The sequence below is a fragment of the Porticoccus sp. genome (assembly GCA_023261185.1).
Classification (GTDB): Bacteria; Pseudomonadota; Gammaproteobacteria; order Pseudomonadales; family Porticoccaceae; genus Porticoccus; species Porticoccus litoralis.
In genome coordinates this window covers 1-17,400 of the sequence record JALRJN010000098.1, presented here as the reverse complement: position 1 = coordinate 17,400, position 17,400 = coordinate 1, and the positions used below count along the sequence as shown (strand labels likewise).

Annotated in this window: 18 protein-coding genes; 14 read left to right on the top strand and 4 right to left on the bottom strand. The window is 53.0% G+C overall.

Annotated features, from left to right (window positions below; all coding sequences use genetic code 11):
* Positions 1–38: 38 nt before the first annotated feature.
* Entirely contained in the window at positions 39–245 is a 207-nt protein-coding gene (locus ACYZYZ_RS09465) for a SlyX family protein (protein WP_305169087.1), read from the top strand.
* A 67-nt stretch (positions 246–312) separates the two neighbouring features.
* On the opposite strand, the gene ACYZYZ_RS09460 is transcribed toward ACYZYZ_RS09465, so the two are convergent.
* The gene (locus tag ACYZYZ_RS09460; RefSeq protein WP_305169086.1) at positions 313–2,586 is read right to left on the bottom strand and encodes an NADP-dependent malic enzyme; all 2,274 of its coding nucleotides are present in this window, start codon (positions 2,584–2,586) and stop codon (positions 313–315) included.
* A 374-nt stretch (positions 2,587–2,960) separates the two neighbouring features.
* Here ACYZYZ_RS09460 and ACYZYZ_RS09455 point away from each other — a divergent pair, with 374 nt between their 5' ends.
* Entirely contained in the window at positions 2,961–4,178 is a 1,218-nt protein-coding gene (locus tag ACYZYZ_RS09455; RefSeq protein ID WP_461484094.1) for an NAD(P)/FAD-dependent oxidoreductase, read from the top strand.
* 33 nt (positions 4,179–4,211) lie between these two features.
* Positions 4,212–4,532 carry a 2Fe-2S iron-sulfur cluster-binding protein gene (locus tag ACYZYZ_RS09450; protein WP_305169084.1) on the top strand — a complete coding sequence of 107 codons (321 nt, stop codon included), beginning with the start codon at positions 4,212–4,214 and terminating at the stop codon, positions 4,530–4,532.
* A 103-nt stretch (positions 4,533–4,635) separates the two neighbouring features.
* On the opposite strand, the gene ACYZYZ_RS09445 is transcribed toward ACYZYZ_RS09450, so the two are convergent.
* From ACYZYZ_RS09445 to pyrC, 3 genes are read right to left on the bottom strand one after another with little or no spacing between them, the layout of a single operon-like run.
* Entirely contained in the window at positions 4,636–4,941 is a 306-nt protein-coding gene (locus tag ACYZYZ_RS09445) for a Niemann-Pick C type protein family (protein WP_305169083.1), read from the bottom strand.
* A 60-nt stretch (positions 4,942–5,001) separates the two neighbouring features.
* Entirely contained in the window at positions 5,002–5,616 is a 615-nt protein-coding gene (gene rnt, locus ACYZYZ_RS09440; RefSeq protein ID WP_461484093.1) for a ribonuclease T, read from the bottom strand.
* Positions 5,616–6,647, bottom strand: a complete 1,032-nt coding sequence (gene pyrC / locus ACYZYZ_RS09435) for a dihydroorotase (protein WP_305169081.1) — start codon at positions 6,645–6,647, stop codon at positions 5,616–5,618. Before pyrC ends, rnt begins: the two co-directional genes overlap by 1 nt.
* Before the next feature lie 183 nt (positions 6,648–6,830).
* On the opposite strand from pyrC, the gene ACYZYZ_RS09430 reads away from it, so the two are divergent.
* The 11 genes from ACYZYZ_RS09430 to ACYZYZ_RS09380 form a co-directional block, all read left to right on the top strand.
* Complete coding sequence (locus ACYZYZ_RS09430; protein WP_305169080.1) at positions 6,831–8,051, top strand: argininosuccinate synthase; 1,221 nt, start codon at positions 6,831–6,833, stop codon at positions 8,049–8,051.
* 133 nt (positions 8,052–8,184) lie between these two features.
* Positions 8,185–9,630, top strand: coding sequence for a cytochrome-c oxidase, cbb3-type subunit I (gene ccoN, locus ACYZYZ_RS09425; protein ID WP_461484092.1), 1,446 nt, complete (start codon positions 8,185–8,187; stop codon positions 9,628–9,630).
* 14 nt (positions 9,631–9,644) lie between these two features.
* A complete protein-coding gene (gene ccoO, locus ACYZYZ_RS09420; RefSeq protein WP_305169079.1) occupies positions 9,645–10,259 on the top strand; it encodes a cytochrome-c oxidase, cbb3-type subunit II in 615 nt (204 codons plus the stop codon).
* Positions 10,259–10,438, top strand: a complete 180-nt coding sequence (locus tag ACYZYZ_RS09415) for a cbb3-type cytochrome oxidase subunit 3 (protein WP_305169078.1) — start codon at positions 10,259–10,261, stop codon at positions 10,436–10,438. Before ccoO ends, ACYZYZ_RS09415 begins: the two co-directional genes overlap by 1 nt.
* 8 nt (positions 10,439–10,446) lie before the next feature.
* Positions 10,447–11,346: a cytochrome-c oxidase, cbb3-type subunit III gene (ccoP, locus tag ACYZYZ_RS09410; protein ID WP_305169077.1), complete on the top strand. Its 900-nt coding sequence runs from the start codon at positions 10,447–10,449 to the stop codon at positions 11,344–11,346.
* A gap of 37 nt (positions 11,347–11,383) precedes the next feature.
* Entirely contained in the window at positions 11,384–12,811 is a 1,428-nt protein-coding gene (gene ccoG / locus ACYZYZ_RS09405) for a cytochrome c oxidase accessory protein CcoG (RefSeq protein ID WP_461484091.1), read from the top strand.
* 151 nt (positions 12,812–12,962) lie between these two features.
* A complete protein-coding gene (locus ACYZYZ_RS09400) occupies positions 12,963–13,487 on the top strand; it encodes a FixH family protein (RefSeq protein WP_461484090.1) in 525 nt (174 codons plus the stop codon).
* Positions 13,484–15,931 (top strand): heavy metal translocating P-type ATPase, encoded by a 2,448-nt coding sequence (locus ACYZYZ_RS09395; RefSeq protein WP_461484089.1) that lies wholly within the window; start codon positions 13,484–13,486, stop codon positions 15,929–15,931. The genes ACYZYZ_RS09400 and ACYZYZ_RS09395 overlap by 4 nt, the downstream gene beginning before the upstream one ends.
* Positions 15,932–15,967: 36 nt before the next feature.
* On the top strand, positions 15,968–16,183 hold the full coding sequence (gene ccoS / locus ACYZYZ_RS09390; protein WP_461484088.1) for a cbb3-type cytochrome oxidase assembly protein CcoS: 216 nt from the start codon (positions 15,968–15,970) through the stop codon (positions 16,181–16,183).
* Positions 16,183–16,923: a sulfite exporter TauE/SafE family protein gene (locus ACYZYZ_RS09385; protein WP_461484087.1), complete on the top strand. Its 741-nt coding sequence runs from the start codon at positions 16,183–16,185 to the stop codon at positions 16,921–16,923. The genes ccoS and ACYZYZ_RS09385 overlap by 1 nt, the downstream gene beginning before the upstream one ends.
* Before the next feature lie 151 nt (positions 16,924–17,074).
* A partial coding sequence (locus ACYZYZ_RS09380; RefSeq protein WP_461484086.1) for a Yip1 family protein occupies positions 17,075–17,400 on the top strand: 326 nt, incomplete at its 3' end.

The following is a 17,400-nucleotide window of genomic DNA, read 5'->3' as shown; positions in this document are numbered from 1 at the left end:
TTTTTTGTGTCAGTAGTTTTTTCTTTGGGAGATAGGGGATGGATGAAGATCGATTGATCGATATCGAGACGCGGTTGGCCTTCCAGGAAGACGCCATTGAGCGTTTGAGTGATGTGCTCTATCGTCAACAGGAGCTGCTCGACCGCCTTGTGGCGCGCTGTGATCTGTTGGGCACAAAAGTGACCGAGCTGGCAGAGAAGTTGCCTGACGAGATGGGTGGTAATGAGAAGCCCCCGCACTATTGACCGGGGCTCATTTTCAATACAAAAAAACGCGGCTAATGCCGCGTTTTTTTTGCTCAAGAAAAATTGATTACTGATCAGATTTCGATGTGATGTCAGCACCGATGAGTGCAGTCATATTGAGAATGCCGCGACCGGATACCGACGGGATCAGAATGTGTGCAGGTTTGTCGCAGCCAAACAGGAATGGCCCTACAAGTCGTGCATTGGTGAGGGATCTCAGCAGGCCAAGTGTAATGCTGGCAGCATCCATGTTCGGCATGATTAGCACATTGGCACGTCCCTTGAGATTGGCATTCTGATAAATACGCTCTCTCAGGGTTTCGTTCATCGCTGACATAGCATGCATTTCTCCTTCAATCTGAAGGTCGGGGAACTGATTGCGCAGCTGCTCTGCCGCCCGTTTCATTTTGTGGGCAGATGGGTCATCGTAGGTGCCAAAATTGGAGTGGGATAGCAGCGCCACTTTCGGTTCAATGCCAAAACTTTTTACAAAGCCAATGGTGTTGAGCGCCGTTGCCACTACCTGTTCTTCTGTGGGGTCTACGTTGACGAATGGGTCGGCGAGGAACAGTGGCCCATCTTCCATCAACAGTACGCACACGGAAGACATTTGTGTGGTGTCGCTCTGGGGGAGGATGCTCTGGATATCGCGGAGATGGTTGTCGAAGCGACCGACCTTTCCGCAGATCAGGCCGTCGGCGTCACCCAGCGCGACCATAATGGCTGCCAGTACGGTGTTGTTGGTGTGAATGGCGTTCTGAGCGGCTTCAACCGATACACCGGACCGTCCCACATGCTGGTGATAGAACTGCCAGTAATTCTCGTGGTGATCCCCTTCCTCGGGGTTGATGATCTCGATGTCGATGCCAGGCTGAATGCGCAGGCCCATCTCGGCAATCTTACGGTTAATCACCGCTGGGCGACCAATCAGGATCGGGTGAGCAACTTTCTCATCAACCACGCCTTGCATGGCTCGCAGAACATCATCGTTTTCACCTTCGGCATAGGCGATGCGGGATGGATTGCGACGTGCCTGTTCAATCATCGGCTGCATAAACAGCCGGCTGCGGCTGACGTAGGAGTGCAGTTTTTGTCTGTAGGCCTCCAGGTCTTCAATGGGTCGAGTGGCAACACCACTTTCCATGGCAGCTTTAACAACCGCAACTGGGACTTCCTCAATCAGCCTGGGATCGAAGGGTTTCGGGATCAGGTATTCGGGGCCAAATTTCAGGACTTCACCGGCATAGGCTTCGGCGACGGCTTCGGAAGCTTCGCGATGAACCAGGTCGGCGATGGCTTTCACGCAAGCCTGTTTCATGGCGTCGTTGATCACGGTTGCGCCACAGTCCAGGGCGCCGCGGAAAATAAACGGGAAACAGAGTACGTTGTTGACCTGGTTCGGGTAGTCGGAGCGGCCGGTGGCGAGGATGGCGTCAGGACGCGCGGCCTTGGCAACTTCCGGCATAATTTCCGGTGTTGGGTTCGACATGGCGAGAATGAGAGGCTTGTCAGCCATCTTCTTGACCATGTGATCTTTGAGAATTCCGGGTCCTGACAGTCCAAGGAACAGGTCGGCATCGACAATGGCATCGTCCAGGGTGCGGTCTTCAGTTTCCACCGCATAACTTTCTTTCCAGGGGTTCATCCCGGCTTCTCTGCCTTTATATATAACGCCATTGCGGTCGATCATGCGGACGTTAGCTTTCTTCAGACCCATGCTGACCAGCAGATCCACGCAGGCAATACTGGCGGCACCGGCACCGGTCACCACCAGTTTGATATCTTCAATTTTCTTGTCGACGATGCGTAGGCCGTTATAGACAGCTGCTGCCGAGACAATGGCCGTCCCATGTTGGTCGTCATGGAACACGGGAATATTCATTCTTTCGCGCAGTTTGCGCTCTACCAGAAAACATTCCGGCGCCTTGATGTCTTCCAGGTTAATGCCGCCAAAGGTCGGTTCCAGGGAGGCAATGGTGTCGACGAGTTTGTCCACATCGGTCTCGTCGATTTCAATATCAAAAACATCGATATTCGCAAACTTTTTAAACAGAACTGCCTTGCCTTCCATGACAGGTTTGGCAGCCAGTGGGCCGATATCACCCAAGCCAAGTACTGCTGTGCCGTTTGAGATAACAGCTACCAGATTGCCCCGGGCAGTTACGTTGGCAACTTCCGTTGGGTTTTTGACAATGGCGCCGCAGGCATAGGCTACGCCAGGCGAGTACGCCTGTGACAGGTCGCGCTTGTTGGCCAGTGGTTTTGTCGGACGGATCTCAAGTTTTCCGGGAACTGGATGGGTATGGTAGTGGAGGGCACTTTCTTTAAATGAATCAGCCATTGTTATCTCGGTTAATTGGTTTGCTGGCCTGCAGGGCAGGGCGGCTATTCTAACGCCAATGATGTGGCGAATTCCATGTGTATGAGGTTGCAACGCTCGGTTTGAGGGCGCTGTAGTCTAGTTACAATTTCTAGATATTTCAAGTGGTATTCTTTGTTGGTTTTAGTGACGCCGCTTCCTGGATAAAATAATTTCTCTATATATTACATAAAGTAAAATAATTATCGCCAACTGAAGTCTTAGCTAGTTTTTCTACAATTAAGCATGTTTTCGACGTTGATTGTGAGTGGGATGGCGATGCTGCGGAGACCGCGGCTTGCCTTCCTTCAACGGCTGTCCTGATAATGTGCCCTTTTGTGGAGCAGGTGCAGTTAATGACTGGGCGGGTGATTATTGTCGGGGCGAGCCATGCGGCGGCCCAGCTTGCTCCGAGCCTGCGGCAGGAGGGCTGGACTGGCGATATTTGGATTATCGGTGATGATTCCGCCGTCCCGTACCAGCGTCCGCCGTTGTCCAAAGATTATCTGTCCGGTGAACGGGGCAGGGAGTCTCTGCAAATCCGCCCACCGGCTGTGTATGAAAAACATGGCATCAAATTGCTGAAGGGTCGAGTTGTGTCGATCGATCGAGCTTCCCGTTCTGTCTTACTTGAAAATGGCGAGCGTTATGGTTACGACAAGCTGGCGCTTTGCACAGGTGCCAGGGTCAGGCAGCTTCAGGTTCCTGGTGCCAACCTACAGGGAGTTCATTACCTGAGAACCTTGGATGATGTCGATGGCATACGGGGGCAGCTGCAGTCAGCTACTCGGGTGGTCATTGTGGGTGGTGGTTACATCGGCCTGGAATCGGCAGCGGCATTGCGAAGACTGGGCGTCAGTGTGACCGTGCTTGAGGTGCAGCCACGGCTGCTCGCCAGGGTCACTGCGCCGGAAGTGTCTGCTTTTTACCGACGGGTCCACACGGAAGAGGGAGTGGTTGTTCTCACTGACTGGGCAGTTGCCGCTATTGAAGGGGATGGTCAAGTCGCCGGTGTAGTCAGTACCGACGGGCGAAGACTACCCGCAGATTTGGTGATTGTCGGTATTGGTGTGATCCCCAATACGGAGCTGGCTTCAGGCTGCGGTTTGAAAGTGGATAATGGCATTTGGGTGGATGGATATGCAGCCACGGAAGATTCCAGAATTTTTGCGGCGGGAGATTGTGCCAATCACCCCAGTAGGCTACTGGGCAGGCGTCTGCGACTGGAGTCCGTTCCCAATGCGATGGAGCAGGCAAAGTCGGCGGCCGCAAGCATTTGTGGAAATCGGCTCTGTTACGACGGTTACCCGTGGTTCTGGTCTGACCAATACGACTTAAAGTTACAGATCGCCGGGCTTCATGATGGCTTCGATAACCTGGTGTTACGCGGTAATCCAGAGCAGGGCAGAAGTTTTGTTGCCTGGTATCTTCGCGGCAATCAGTTGTTGGCTGCAGATTGCATCAATCGTCCCAAAGAGTTTATGGTGGCTAGGCAGTTGCTGGTCAGTGGTATAGGCATCGATCCCGCACATTTGGCGGATGAAAACTTCGATCTAAAAGGCCTGATCAGTTAAAAAATTATTACAGGTAGTCATAAGGGTTTTTCAATGCCAATTATTCATTACGTGGAAGCTAACGGAGGCGAGTACGAAGTTGATGTGCCCGTCGGTAATACCGTGATGCAGGGTGCTGTGGACAACATGATCGACGGTATTCTTGCAGAGTGTGGAGGGGTGTGCAGTTGCGCCACCTGCCATTGTTATGTGGATGAAGCCTGGTACGACAAAGTCGGAGAACCCGAAGGCGCTGAAAAAATGATGCTGGAAATGGTCGTTGCACCTGAACCGACCAGCCGCTTGAGCTGCCAGATAAAAGTGACGGACGAGTTGGATGGCCTAGTCGTCAGGTTACCAGTTTCTCAATATTGATGGGTGTTGCTCTGCAATTTGTAGAGTGTCTCGAGCTGGCTATTAGCCAGCTCCTTAATCCTGAAGCTCTTATTTAAAATCTCTTAAATCTGAACCTCTTGTTCTAGAGCCCCTTAAACCATTCCTGAAAATATCGCCCTATATAGGGCACTTCGTTTTTCTTGTCGGTACAGGCCCCAACGAGGCTGATGAGCCAGGCGACCAGGATAATAATCATCCAGACGCTGGCGAGCGCATTGTGGATGGCCATGAAGAGAATGTTACCGATAAATCCGACCACCATGATGCCAAGGTACTGTCGAATGTAGTAGGAGGCAAAACTGTCACGTTTTTGCAGGTTCAGAATTAACGCGATAATCCAGCCGATCAGGGTAATGTGGGCGAGAATCGCCTTACCTTTGCCGCTCATGCTGCTTCTCCTATTGCTATGTAGGTGTTGCTCGGACAGCTGGTGGGTTGCCTGGTTGTGTCAGCGCCAGCCGCCCAAGTCTTTCCATCGATTGACGATACCACAGAATAATTCTGCCGTCTTTTCAGCATCATAGGCTGCCGAGTGGGCCTGGCTGTTGGAAAACTCGATCTCTGCCGCTTCACAGGCTTTGGCTAGCACGGTCTGCCCATAAGCCAGTCCGCCAAGGGTGGCAGTGTCAAAACAGGAGAATGGATGGAATGGGTTGCGTTTAATGCCGGTGCGTTCTACGGCGGCATTAATAAAGCCAAGGTCAAAATGAGCGTTGTGGGCCACCATCACGGCCCGGCTGCAGTGAGATTCCTTGACCGCGTTGCGAATGGGCAAAAATATTTGTCGCAACGCTTCGTCTTCCTCTAGTGCCATTCTGTAGGGATCATTGAGATCTATCCCGGTAATATCCAATGCAGCCTGCTCGATATTGGCTCCTTCAAAGGGCAGTACCGAATGGCAGATTGTTTCAAAGGGCATGAGTTGACCATCATCGTCCATGGTGAGAGTCACGGCGGCAACTTCAAGCAATGCATCTGTACCTGAGTTGAAGCCGCCAGTCTCCACGTCAATGACCACGGGTAGGAATCCGCGAAAGCGGTAGGAAATGGGTGGATGGTCCATTAGATAACTCGCCACTGGCGATATTCGCCACCGCCAAGCGGTGTCAGTGTGTCGCCGCCAAAAGGAAGATAGGCGGGGCTTTGCCAGGGAGATTTTTCCAGCGTGATGGTGTCGGTATTGCGGGGCAGTCCGTAGAAGTCAGCCCCGAAATGGCTGGCAAAGGCTTCCAGCTTGTCCAGCGCTCCCGCCTGCTCAAAAGCTTCAGCGTACAACTCCAGCGCGGCGTGATTGGAGTAGCAACCAGCACAACCACAGGCGTTTTCCTTGCGGTGGGTGGCGTGGGGTGCTGAGTCTGTGCCCAGAAAGAACTTGGAGCTGCCGCTGGTTGCTGCGGCCAGCAACGATTGCTGGTGTTGCTGGCGTTTTAGGATCGGCAGGCAGTAATAGTGAGGCTTAATACCGCCAGCCAGCATCTGGTTACGATTAAACAGCAGGTGTTGCGGGGTGATGGTGGCTGCCACATTGGCGGAGGCCTCACCGACAAACTGGGCACCTTCGCTGGTGGTAATGTGCTCCAGCACAATTTTCAGGCCGGGAAAGGCCGTTGTCAGTTTGCCGAGGTGACGATCAATAAACACCGCCTCACGGTCGAAGATGTCCACATCGCCGTCGGTGACCTCACCGTGCAGTAGCAGGGGAAGCCCCACTTTTTCCATGGTTTCCAGCACCGGATAAATGTTGTTGAGATCCGTTACGCCAGAGTCCGAATTGGTGGTCGCGCCGGCCGGGTAGTACTTGCAGGCGAATACCATGCCGGAGTCTCTGGCTTGGACAATCTCTTCGGATGTTGTGTTGTCCGTCAGGTAGAGCGCCATGAGGGGCTCCCATGTGCTCTGTGCGGGACGATGTTGAATAATGCGCTCCCGGTAGTCCAGGGCCTGCTGTGTGTTGAGCACCGGGGGAACCAGGTTGGGCATCACAATAGCGCGACCAAAATAGCGGGCGGCATCGGGAACTGTAAATGGCAGGGCATCGCCGTCACGCAGGTGCACATGCCAGTCGTCAGGGCGGGTTATGGTGAGTTGGATCATGGGGAACTATCGGCATCAATTGGTAGGTAAATGCTACCGGAAACACTGCTCGCTTGATAGTCGCGGCTGGGTTCGAGATCTATAACAGATATTCGTGGAGGCGGTTTACTGTGAAACTGGCGCCCGAGCCATTAGAATATCCGCCCAGTTTTTACCTCAATTTTTCCAATCAGGAGACAAGTGGTGTCCGACATCAAAAAAGTAGTGCTCGCCTATTCCGGAGGGCTTGATACCTCAGTGATTGTTCGCTGGCTGCAGGAAACCTATCAGTGTGAAGTGGTGACCTTTACCGCAGATATTGGTCAGGGTGAGGAAGTGGAACCGGCGCGGGCCAAGGCTGCCGGACTCGGTGTTAAGGAAATTTACGTGGACGATCTGCGCGAAGAGTTCGTGCGTGACTTTGTGTTCCCGATGTTCCGTGCCAACACTGTCTACGAAGGCGAATACCTGCTGGGCACTTCCATCGCCCGGCCGCTGATTGCCAAGCGCCTGATTGAGATTGCCAACGAAACCGGTGCTGATGCCATTTCCCACGGTGCCACCGGTAAGGGTAATGATCAGGTGCGCTTCGAGCTGGGCGCCTACGCGCTGAAGCCGGGCATCAAGGTGATTGCTCCCTGGCGTGAGTGGGATCTCAACTCCCGAGAAAAACTGATGGCCTATTGTGAAGAGCACAATATCCCCGTGGATTTTTCCAACAAGAAGAAAAAATCCCCGTATTCCATGGACGCCAACCTGCTTCATATCTCCTATGAAGGCGGAAATCTTGAAGACCCTTGGTGGGAGGCGGAAGAAGACATGTGGCGCTGGAGCGTCTCTCCGGAAGCAGCACCTGATCAGCCCACCTATATTGAACTGACTTATGAGAAAGGCGATATCGTCGCTATCGATGGTCAGGCTATGTCGCCGGCAACAGTGCTGGCGCATCTGAATAAAGTCGGTGGTGAAAACGGCATCGGTCGACTCGACCTGGTAGAAAACCGTTATGTAGGCATGAAGTCCCGTGGTTGCTATGAAACGCCCGGCGGCACCATCATGTTGAAAGCCCACCGTGCCATTGAGTCTTTGACTCTGGACCGGGAAGTCGCCCACCTGAAAGATTCATTAATGCCAAAATATGCAGAAATGGTCTATAACGGTTACTGGTGGTCACCCGAGCGTAAGATGATGCAGACCATGATTGATGAGTCGCAAGAAGTCGTAAATGGCAAGGTGCGGGTGAAGTTGTACAAAGGCAATGTCATTGTTGCGGGCCGTCAATCTGATGACAGTTTGTTTGACGAAAAGATCGCCACTTTTGAAGATGATGCAGGAGCCTATGATCAGAAAGATGCAGAAGGCTTTATTAAGCTCAATGCATTGCGCCTGAGAATTGCCGCCAACAAAAACCGCAAGTTGGGTTAATGCTGGCCAGTCAGACTTGACGCAAATCAATACCGGCATCTGACACTTGGGGAACAATAGGCGTGGAGTAGAAGTGGGGAGAACATCTTTACTCCGCAGTTCCTTTTAAATGGACGAACTACGAGAAAGTCTAATGAGTAGCAATGTCACGACTGCCGGTGATCAGCCGGTCTACAACACCAAGGTGGTGAAGCAATTTGCCATCATGACTGTGGTTTGGGGTATTGTCGGTATGCTGGTGGGCGTCATTATCGCCGCCGAACTGGTTTGGCCCGACATTAACTTCAATCTGCCCTGGTTTCACTTTGGGCGCTTGAGACCACTTCACACCAACGCAGTGATTTTTGCCTTTGGCGGCTGCGCTCTGTTTACTTCTGTGTACCACGTGGTACAGAGAACCTGTCAGACCACCTTGTTTGGTGGCCCACTGGCAGCGTTCACTTTCTGGGGTTGGCAGGCCATTATCGTCGCTGCGGCGATTACTCTGCCCTTGGGGATGACATCTTCCAAGGAATATGCCGAGCTGGAATGGCCGATTGATATTGCCATTACGGTGGTATGGGTAGCGTTTGCAGTGGTGTTCTTTGGCACCATCATGAAGCGCACAACCAAGCACATCTATGTGGCGAACTGGTTCTTTGGTGCCTTTATCCTCACCATTGCCGTATTGCACCTGGGCAACAGTGCTGCGATCCCGGTGACTGCTACCAAATCCTACTCTGCCTACGCCGGTACCATTGATGCGATGGTGCAGTGGTGGTACGGGCACAACGCGGTGGGCTTCTTCCTGACCGCCGGGTTCCTGGGCATGATGTACTACTTTGTACCGAAACAGGCAGGTCGTCCGGTTTATTCCTACCGTTTGTCCATTGTTCACTTCTGGGCGCTGATTGCCGTCTACATCTGGGCGGGTCCCCACCACCTGATGTACTCCGCGCTGCCCGACTGGGCTCAGAGCCTGGGTATGGTGATGTCTCTGATTCTGTTGGCACCTTCATGGGGTGGCATGATCAACGGCATGATGACCCTGTCCGGTGCTTGGCACAAACTGCGCAACGACCCGACACTCCGCTTCCTGGTGGTTTCTCTGTCCTTCTACGGTATGTCCACTTTTGAAGGCCCGATGATGTCTATCAAGACAGTGAATGCACTTTCCCATAACACCGACTGGACCATCGGTCACGTGCACTCTGGTGCTCTGGGCTGGGTAGCGATGGTGTCCATTGGTATGCTTTACAACTTGATTCCAGTGCTCTACAAGCGCAACCGGATGTACAGCATCAGCCTGATCAACCTGCACTTCTGGATGTCTACCATTGGCACTGTACTTTACATCGCTTCCATGTGGGTGAACGGTATTGCACAGGGTCTGATGTGGCGCGCATTAAACACCGACGGCACTTTGACCTACAGCTTTGCCGAAGCAATTGAGGCCAGCTACCCGGGTTACTACGTGCGACTGCTAGGTGGTGTCATCTTCCTCGGCGGTATGCTGATCATGGCATACAACGTGTGGCGGACGATTCGCGGTGACGAGCAGGAGCAGGAAGATGTTGCTGCTCAAGTACAGACTGCGTGATAGGGAGAGCGACAGTGAAACATGAAATTGTTGAAAAGAATATTGGCCTGATGATCGTGCTGATCGTGGTTGCGATCAGCTTCGGTGGCCTGGCCCAGATTATCCCCCTGTTCTGGCAGGCGGATACCACGGAACCTCTTGATGGGCTCAAGCCTCTCGGAGCCATGGCTTTGGAAGGTCGCGACATCTATATCCGGGAAGGCTGTAATGTCTGTCATACCCAGATGGTTCGTCCATTCCGTGCGGAAACTGAGCGTTACGGTCACTACTCGGTTGCCGGTGAGCACGTCTACGAGCACCCCTTTCTTTGGGGCTCCAAGCGTACCGGCCCAGACCTCGCTAGGGTTGGGGCGCGTTACAGTGATGACTGGCACCGTGCTCACCTTTATAACCCTCGCGATGTGGTACCGGAATCCAACATGCCAGCGTTCCCCTGGTTGTTTGAGAATACGGTAACCGGCAAGGATACCGCGGCGAAGATGAAGGCACTGCGGATGGTTGGCGTGCCCTACACCGATGAAGACATTGCCAATGCGGCTAAGCCATTTGCCAGCGGTGAAGTCAAAGAAATCGATGCGCTGGTGGTTTACCTGCAGCAGCTGGGCACACTTTTGACGCAGAAACGCTAATGGATCAGGGCACATTACAGGGTATCGGTACCATCCTGACCATGATCGCCTTCCTGGGTATTTGCTGGTGGGCATATAGCGGCCGTAAAAAGAAAGACTTTGATGAGGCGTCTCAACTACCGTTTGCCGATGAGCAAAACGAACGTGAAGACTCTCAGACAAAAGACAACGAGAGGTAGGACCTGATATGAGTACCTTCTGGAGTATCTGGATTATCGTCATCACCCTGATCACGATCGCGGGCTGTACGTGGCTGCTGTTTGCCAATCGCAAAGTAGAAGTTCGCGAGGACCTCAAGGAAGGCGAGGCGCCAAAAACCGGCCATGTTTACGATGGGATTGAAGAGTATGACAATCCGCTTCCTGGCTGGTGGTTCAAAATGTTTGTGGGCACGGTTATCTTTGGTATTGGCTATCTGATTCTGTATCCCGGATTGGGTAGTTACGCCGGAGTCCTGGGATGGACCCAAGTGGGGCAGTGGCAGGAAGAGGTGGCTGAAGCTGAAGCCAAATACGCCCCGGTGTATGCACAGTACGCGGATATGCCCGTAGAAGAGCTGATTGCCAACCCGGACGCCATGAAAATGAGCCGTCGTCTATTCAATAACAACTGCTCGGTTTGTCATGGTTCTGATGGTCGTGGCAGCTATGGTTTTCCCAACCTGGCGGATAGCGATTGGCTGTATGGCGGCAGTGCCGACAATATCAAGACATCCATCACTCAGGGGCGTAAGGGTATGATGCCTGCCTGGGGCGCTGTCATCGGCGAAGAAGGTGTTGATCAGGTTGCTGAGTATGTTTTCAAACTTAGTGGTCGAGAACACGATGAAGCCAAGGCGAATGTCGGTGCACAGACCTATGCCACATACTGCGCGGCCTGTCACGGAGCAGAGGGCAAAGGCGTGGCGGCAATGGGAGCACCGAACCTGACTGATGGTGTCTGGTTGTATGGCGGTTCACCTTCACTGGTGCGTCATTCCATTCGCAACGGAAGAAATGGCAATATGCCGGCTCAGGCTGACAAGCTGAAAGCGGAGAAAATTCATCTGCTGACCGCCTACGTGTACAACCTGTCCAAAAACCAGTAATTGACGAGGTTTTCTCTTAGAGGAGTGAGAAGCTGACATGACTGAGCAAGACAGGCCCGAGATGGATTCCCGGGATGAGTCTCACGAAGAAGTCATCAAGGTTCTGGATCTTTACCAGACACGGGAAAAAATCCAGACCCGTCAGCTTCCCGGTTTTTTCAGGAGTTTGCAGCGCTGGACGTGGATGCCCATGATCGCTGCTTATTTCCTGGTGCCCTGGATCAATATGGATGGGCGGCAGGCAGTCTGGTTTGATCTGCCAGCCCGAAAATTCCACATCTTTTGGATCACTTTCTGGCCCCAGGATTTTATGTTGCTGGCCTGGGCGCTGATCATTTCTGCCTTCGCTCTCTTTACTGTGACGGTGCTTGTCGGTCGCGTCTGGTGCGGCTTTTCCTGCCCGCAAACCGTCTGGACCATGATCTTCATGTATATCGAGGACTGCTGTGAGGGCGACCGTAACCAGCGTATCAAGCTGGATAAATCTCCCTGGGACGGCAACAAGATCCTGCGTCGCGGCGGCAAGTTTCTGCTGTGGGGGTTGGTGGGATTTGTCACTGGCCTCACGTTCGTCGGTTACTACAACCCGATTCGCGATCTGGTGCCGGAAATGTTCAGCTTTACCGCCCATCCGGCGGCGGTGTTCTGGACACTTTTCTTCACCGTTATGACATTCATGAATGCGGGATTTCTGCGGGAGCAGGTGTGTAAATACATGTGCCCCTATGCCCGTTTTCAGTCCGTCATGTTCGATAGGGACACCCTGATTGTCTCCTACGATGCGGAGCGCGGTGAACCTCGCGGTGCACGTAAAAAGGGTGTGGACCACCGTGCCGACGGCAAGGGTGATTGCGTCGACTGTTCGCTATGTGTACAGGTATGCCCCACAGGCATTGATATCCGTAATGGTTTGCAATACGAATGTATCGATTGTGGCTTGTGCATTGATGCCTGTAACACGGTGATGGACAAAATGGGCTATGACCCGGGCCTGATCCGATTTACCACTGAACATGCCATGGAGCATGGTGAAACACATATCTTACGACCTCGATTTATTGGTTATGCACTGGTGCTAACGATTATGATCAGCGCGTTCGGTTATACCATTCTCACCCGTATGCCTCTGGGTGTGGATGTTATTCGTGATCGAAATGTTCTCTACCGGGAAAATACACAGGGTCTGGCGGAAAACATCTATACCCTGAAGATCAACAATATGGATACGCAGGGCCACCGCTACAGTATTCGTGTCGAGGGTGAATACCCCTTTAATTACCTTGGCGCTACGGAGGTTTCGGTGGCGGAAGGCGAGGTGTTGAGCATGCCGGTGAGGGTTGAGCTCGATCCCGGGGTGATGAAAAATCCTAATGCTGACGTCACCTTTATTGTTGAATCGGTGGATAATCCCGCCATTCATGCGATAGAGGAAAACCGCTTTATCGGGCCGCGACTACGACGTTGATCGGCAGTCTGTTTGGCCAGGCTTAAGCCAAGCAGATGGTTTATGACCATGTGGTCAGCGTTGTTTCCCATTGCAAAAGGTGTATTCTCTGAGCCGCTCCTGTCGGGCATCACATGCCTGCCGAACTGAATTCACCTGATGAGGTAATACTTTGCGCCAATCTCCTCTTTCCCAGAACGACGGCTTGGATAAGCAACCCTGGCACCGCCAGTTTTGGCCCTGGTTTCTAATAGCACTGCCCGCTACCGTGGTGGTAGCAAGTCTGATCACGGTTTACATTGCCTTCAAGCACCAGGATCCGTTGGTTGTCGACAGCTATTACCGCAAAGGCCTGGCTATCAACCAGGTCCTTGAGCAGGACCGGTTGGCGGCCCAGTTGGGACTCACAGCCGAAGTGCGTCTGGACCCCGAAAGTGGTGAGCTATTTGTCAAGCTGTTGGGTGCCGAAACGCCGCCAAAGGAGATGACTCTGCTGCTGCTTCACCCAACCAGTGAGGATAATGATCGCGAGTTGTTGATGTCGGCGATTACTGCTGGTCAGTACCGAACAGATTTGGATCAACAACTGCTGCACCGTTACTACATCCGCTTGCTTCCGGAACCCGGGCGGGAATGGCGGCTGGCGGGCGAGCTCGACTTTTCTGAATCCCATCAGCTGACATTGAAGGCTCAATGACGGCAATACCCTGTTATCACTGCGGTCTGCCCGTCCCCGAGGGGACAGATTTCACTCTGGAGATTCAGGGCCAGGCACGCCCAATGTGTTGTCCTGGTTGTCTGGCTGTGGCGACGGCCATCTGCGATGGTGGGCTGGCGCGGTTTTATCAATACAGAACCAGTAACGTCAGCCGTCCTGAAGAAGTCCGCACAGATCTGCTGGCTGCTTACGACCTACCTGATGTGCAGTGCGACTATCTGGAAATCCTGGAAAATGGCGATCGTCAAATACAGTTGCTGGTGGGCGGTATCAGCTGCAGCGCTTGCGCATGGTTGATTGAAAAGCACCTCAAGAAACTTTCTGGTATCTCTGATGTTCAGGTGAATGTCACCAGTCACCGCGCCATGGTGAGTTGGGACCCTGCGCAGTTGAAGCTGAGTCAGTTGCTGGGAGCGCTGGTGGATATTGGCTACGACCCGCGCCCAGTGACCGATGAGGCGGTCAAGGCTTTGCGCCAACAGGAAAACCGGCGTTTTCTGCAACGGTTGGGTATTGCCGGTCTGGCCATGATGCAGGTAGGCATGATTGCCGTGGGACTTTATGCCGGCGCTTTCCAGGATATGGATCCAGTCTGGGAAAATTACCTGCGCTGGGTCAGCCTGATCATTACCCTGCCTGTTGCCGGGTTTTCAGCGGTTCCATTTTATCAGGCGGCCTGGCGCAGTATCCGCCAATGGCATCTCACCATGGATGTGCCGGTTTCACTGGCAATTGTGCTGGCTTTCAGCGCCAGTTGCTGGGCTACCATCAGTCGCAGCGGCGAAGTGTATTTTGACTCGGTGGCCATGTTTACGTTTTTTCTGTTGCTGGGCCGATACCTGGAGATGCGGGTAAGGCATCGCAACGATATGCAGGCAGAGGCACTGGGACAGCTGCTACCGGTGACGACCTGTCGCATAGACCCTGATGGCTCGGATAGCGTGGTGCCGGTTAAGGCGCTACAGGTTGGTGACCTTATTCGAGTGGCTGCCGGGGACACTATCCCCTGTGATGGCGACATTGAGACCGGTGTCAGCAGTGTGGTTGAAGCGGTACTGACCGGGGAACAAATGCCTGTTTCCAAGGCTGTTGGCGATAGCGTTAGTGCAGGCACCATCAACAGTGAAAATCCACTGGTAGTGCGGGTGGCGGCAGTTGGCCATCGCACGCGTTTGTCCGCCATTCTCAGGCTGGTAGAGAAGGCTCGCAGTGAAAAACCGGTGCAGGTAGCGTTGGCAGACCGGGTGGCCGGTTACTTTGTCGGTGCTGTATTGCTGATTGCGGTGGGCGTTGGTGCCTGGTGGTGGCAGCATCAGCCTGAGCAGGCTTTGTGGGTTGTCCTTTCTGTGCTGGTTGTGACTTGCCCCTGTGCGTTGTCCCTGGCGACCCCCGCCGCTATTGCTGTTGCCACGGGCGAATTGCGCCGCCAAGGCTTTCTGGTGAGTCGTGGACAAGTGTTGGAAGTGCTCTCAACCGCCGATGAACTGGTGTTTGATAAAACGGGTACATTGACGCTGGGCAATATGAGTATCGCAGGGGTTGTAACACTGGCGGATCAACCCGAATCCAAATTACTGACCCTGGCAGCCACGCTAGAGCAGGGCTCCAGGCACCCGATTGCCAGGGCTTTTACTGGCATTGATACCATTCCTGACGTCAGCGAGGTCTCCCAGCAGGTGGGTGCGGGGGTTGCCGCTGCCATTCAGGGGGTCAGTTACGCTATTGGACAGCCGCAATTTGTCGCTGAAAAGCTGGGGTTTGCTGTCCCGAAGCTGACTGAAACATGCTCCGGTCAGATTCCACTGTTGTTGGGTGAAGAGGGTCGCCCACTGGGGTGGATTCTACTGCAGGATCAGATGCGTACCGGGGCGCGAGAAGCTATCTCGCAATTACAGCAGTTAAATGTTGGGGTAACGCTGCTCAGTGGTGATCGCCAACAGGCCGTTTCGGAGATGGCAAAAAATCTGTCGGTGAATGCCTATCGGGGCGAAATGCAGCCCCAACAAAAACTGGCCTGGGTGAATGAGTGTCAGCAGCAGGGCCACCGAGTGTTGATGGTGGGGGACGGTATTAATGATGTTCCGGTACTAAGTGGCGCTGATGCATCGGTCGCTCTGGGAGACGCCAGTGATTTTGCGCGCATCCATGCAGATAGTATTCTGCTTTCAGGTAACCTTGAGACTCTGCCGTTGGCCATTCGACTGGCACGGCGAACCCGTGGTGTGATACGTCAGAATCTGGGCTGGGCGTTAATCTATAATCTGTTGGCACTGCCATTGGCGGCTTGTGGGTATATTCCACCGTGGGCGGCAGCTATTGGTATGTCGTTGAGCTCTTTGATTGTGGTGGTCAATGCCTTGCGACTGGGTCGCACGGCTAAATCAGAGTCTGTGGTGTCGGCTGAAATGCCACAACACACTTAATGTTATTTTTATAAAAATCAAGTAATTTATTGTTATATGGCAAGTTTATATCTTCTCATACCTGTTTCTTTGATCTTTTGTGCGCTGGCGGTCTGGTTATACTTCTGGGCAGTTAACAGTGGACAGTACGATGATCTCGAGGGCGAGGCAGATCGTATTCTGTTCGAAGAAAGCGATGTGCAACCCGAAAATAATGAGGGTGAAGAGACGATTCCAAACTCCGAGACTGACAAAAAAGGAGACGCATCCTGATGTCCGACGTCAGTGACATGTCTGTCCTGGCCATGTTTGTGATCGGACTTATGGGTGCCGGTCACTGCGTTGGCATGTGTGGTGGCATTGTTGCTGCGCTCGGTTTTGCCGCTGAGGGCAAGGGACGTCGCTGGCCGATTCTGCTGAGCTATAACCTGGGAAGAATCCTGTCATACAGTGTGGCAGGCGGTCTGGTGGGACTACTGGGTTTATTCGGTAGGGAATATCTGTTTCTCGGGCCCTGGCTGAGGGGTTTATCCGGTGTGTTGTTAATCCTGATGGGCTTGTATCTGGCGGATTGGTGGCGAGTGCTATCCTGGTTAGAGCGAGGTGGACAGTATATCTGGCGTTATTTGCAGCCTCTTGTTAATGGCCTGTTTCGGGTTACTGGCGCTGGCAGGGGCTTTATGTTCGGTATGCTCTGGGGATGGCTACCCTGTGGCCTGGTTTATTCGGCATTGGCCTTTGCCGCGACCACCGCTGAACCGCTATCCGGGGTGTTGGCGATGGCCGCTTTTGGGGTGGGAACCCTGCCGGCTATGTTGGCCGGGGGGGCCTTTTCCACCCAGCTCAAGCAATGGTTGCAAAGTAGATTACTACGGTCACTGATGGCCCTGGTGTTGATTCTCTTTGGCGCATGGATAGTGTGGAGCGCGATGGCCCATGCGCACCATCAGCCAGTAGAGGCAGCGTCCGAGAAGGGCACTTCTAATACTGACCATCAGCATATGCACCACTGAAATACGAATACCCTAATTGCCTGTGGCTTAGTTGACTTTGATCAATTCATGGGTTTGACTTCGGGAGTATAAGAGTGGGTACTTCAAGGGTAAAAAGTAGTTCCCATAACCTGTTATTAACCAACAGCAAAAATACAAACACGGGGATATTATGTTAGGACACATTGTTGGATTGCTTTACGATCCGCAGACTGAATGGAAAAAAATCGGTGCTCTGCCTGAGGAAACCCTCAAGCGCATGAGTATCTACTTCATTTTTTTGGGTATGGTGCCGGCCATTGGTTTTTATATTGGCACCACACAGTTCGGCTGGACCATTATCGGCGATGAACCGGTGCGAATTACCGAAGCCAGCGCCATTCCATTGGTGGTCCTGTTCTACTTTGCCCTGATGGGGGCTTTGATCTTTATCGGCTGGATGATTGGCTGGATGTCAAAGACCTATAACGCTGAAACCAATTCTTTCAAAGGATTTGT

Coding starts and splice junctions, on each gene's coding strand:
- ACYZYZ_RS09465 (WP_305169087.1), top strand. CDS start 39: ATGGATGAAGATCGATTGATCGATATCGAGACGCGGTTGGCCTTCCAG.
- ACYZYZ_RS09460 (WP_305169086.1), bottom strand. CDS start 2,586: ATGGCTGATTCATTTAAAGAAAGTGCCCTCCACTACCATACCCATCCA.
- ACYZYZ_RS09455 (WP_461484094.1), top strand. CDS start 2,961: ATGACTGGGCGGGTGATTATTGTCGGGGCGAGCCATGCGGCGGCCCAG.
- ACYZYZ_RS09450 (WP_305169084.1), top strand. CDS start 4,212: ATGCCAATTATTCATTACGTGGAAGCTAACGGAGGCGAGTACGAAGTT.
- ACYZYZ_RS09445 (WP_305169083.1), bottom strand. CDS start 4,941: ATGAGCGGCAAAGGTAAGGCGATTCTCGCCCACATTACCCTGATCGGC.
- rnt (WP_461484093.1), bottom strand. CDS start 5,616: ATGGACCATCCACCCATTTCCTACCGCTTTCGCGGATTCCTACCCGTG.
- pyrC (WP_305169081.1), bottom strand. CDS start 6,647: ATGATCCAACTCACCATAACCCGCCCTGACGACTGGCATGTGCACCTG.
- ccoN (WP_461484092.1), top strand. CDS start 8,185: ATGAGTAGCAATGTCACGACTGCCGGTGATCAGCCGGTCTACAACACC.
- ACYZYZ_RS09415 (WP_305169078.1), top strand. CDS start 10,259: ATGGATCAGGGCACATTACAGGGTATCGGTACCATCCTGACCATGATC.
- ccoP (WP_305169077.1), top strand. CDS start 10,447: ATGAGTACCTTCTGGAGTATCTGGATTATCGTCATCACCCTGATCACG.
- ccoG (WP_461484091.1), top strand. CDS start 11,384: ATGACTGAGCAAGACAGGCCCGAGATGGATTCCCGGGATGAGTCTCAC.
- ACYZYZ_RS09395 (WP_461484089.1), top strand. CDS start 13,484: ATGACGGCAATACCCTGTTATCACTGCGGTCTGCCCGTCCCCGAGGGG.
- ccoS (WP_461484088.1), top strand. CDS start 15,968: ATGGCAAGTTTATATCTTCTCATACCTGTTTCTTTGATCTTTTGTGCG.
- ACYZYZ_RS09385 (WP_461484087.1), top strand. CDS start 16,183: ATGTCCGACGTCAGTGACATGTCTGTCCTGGCCATGTTTGTGATCGGA.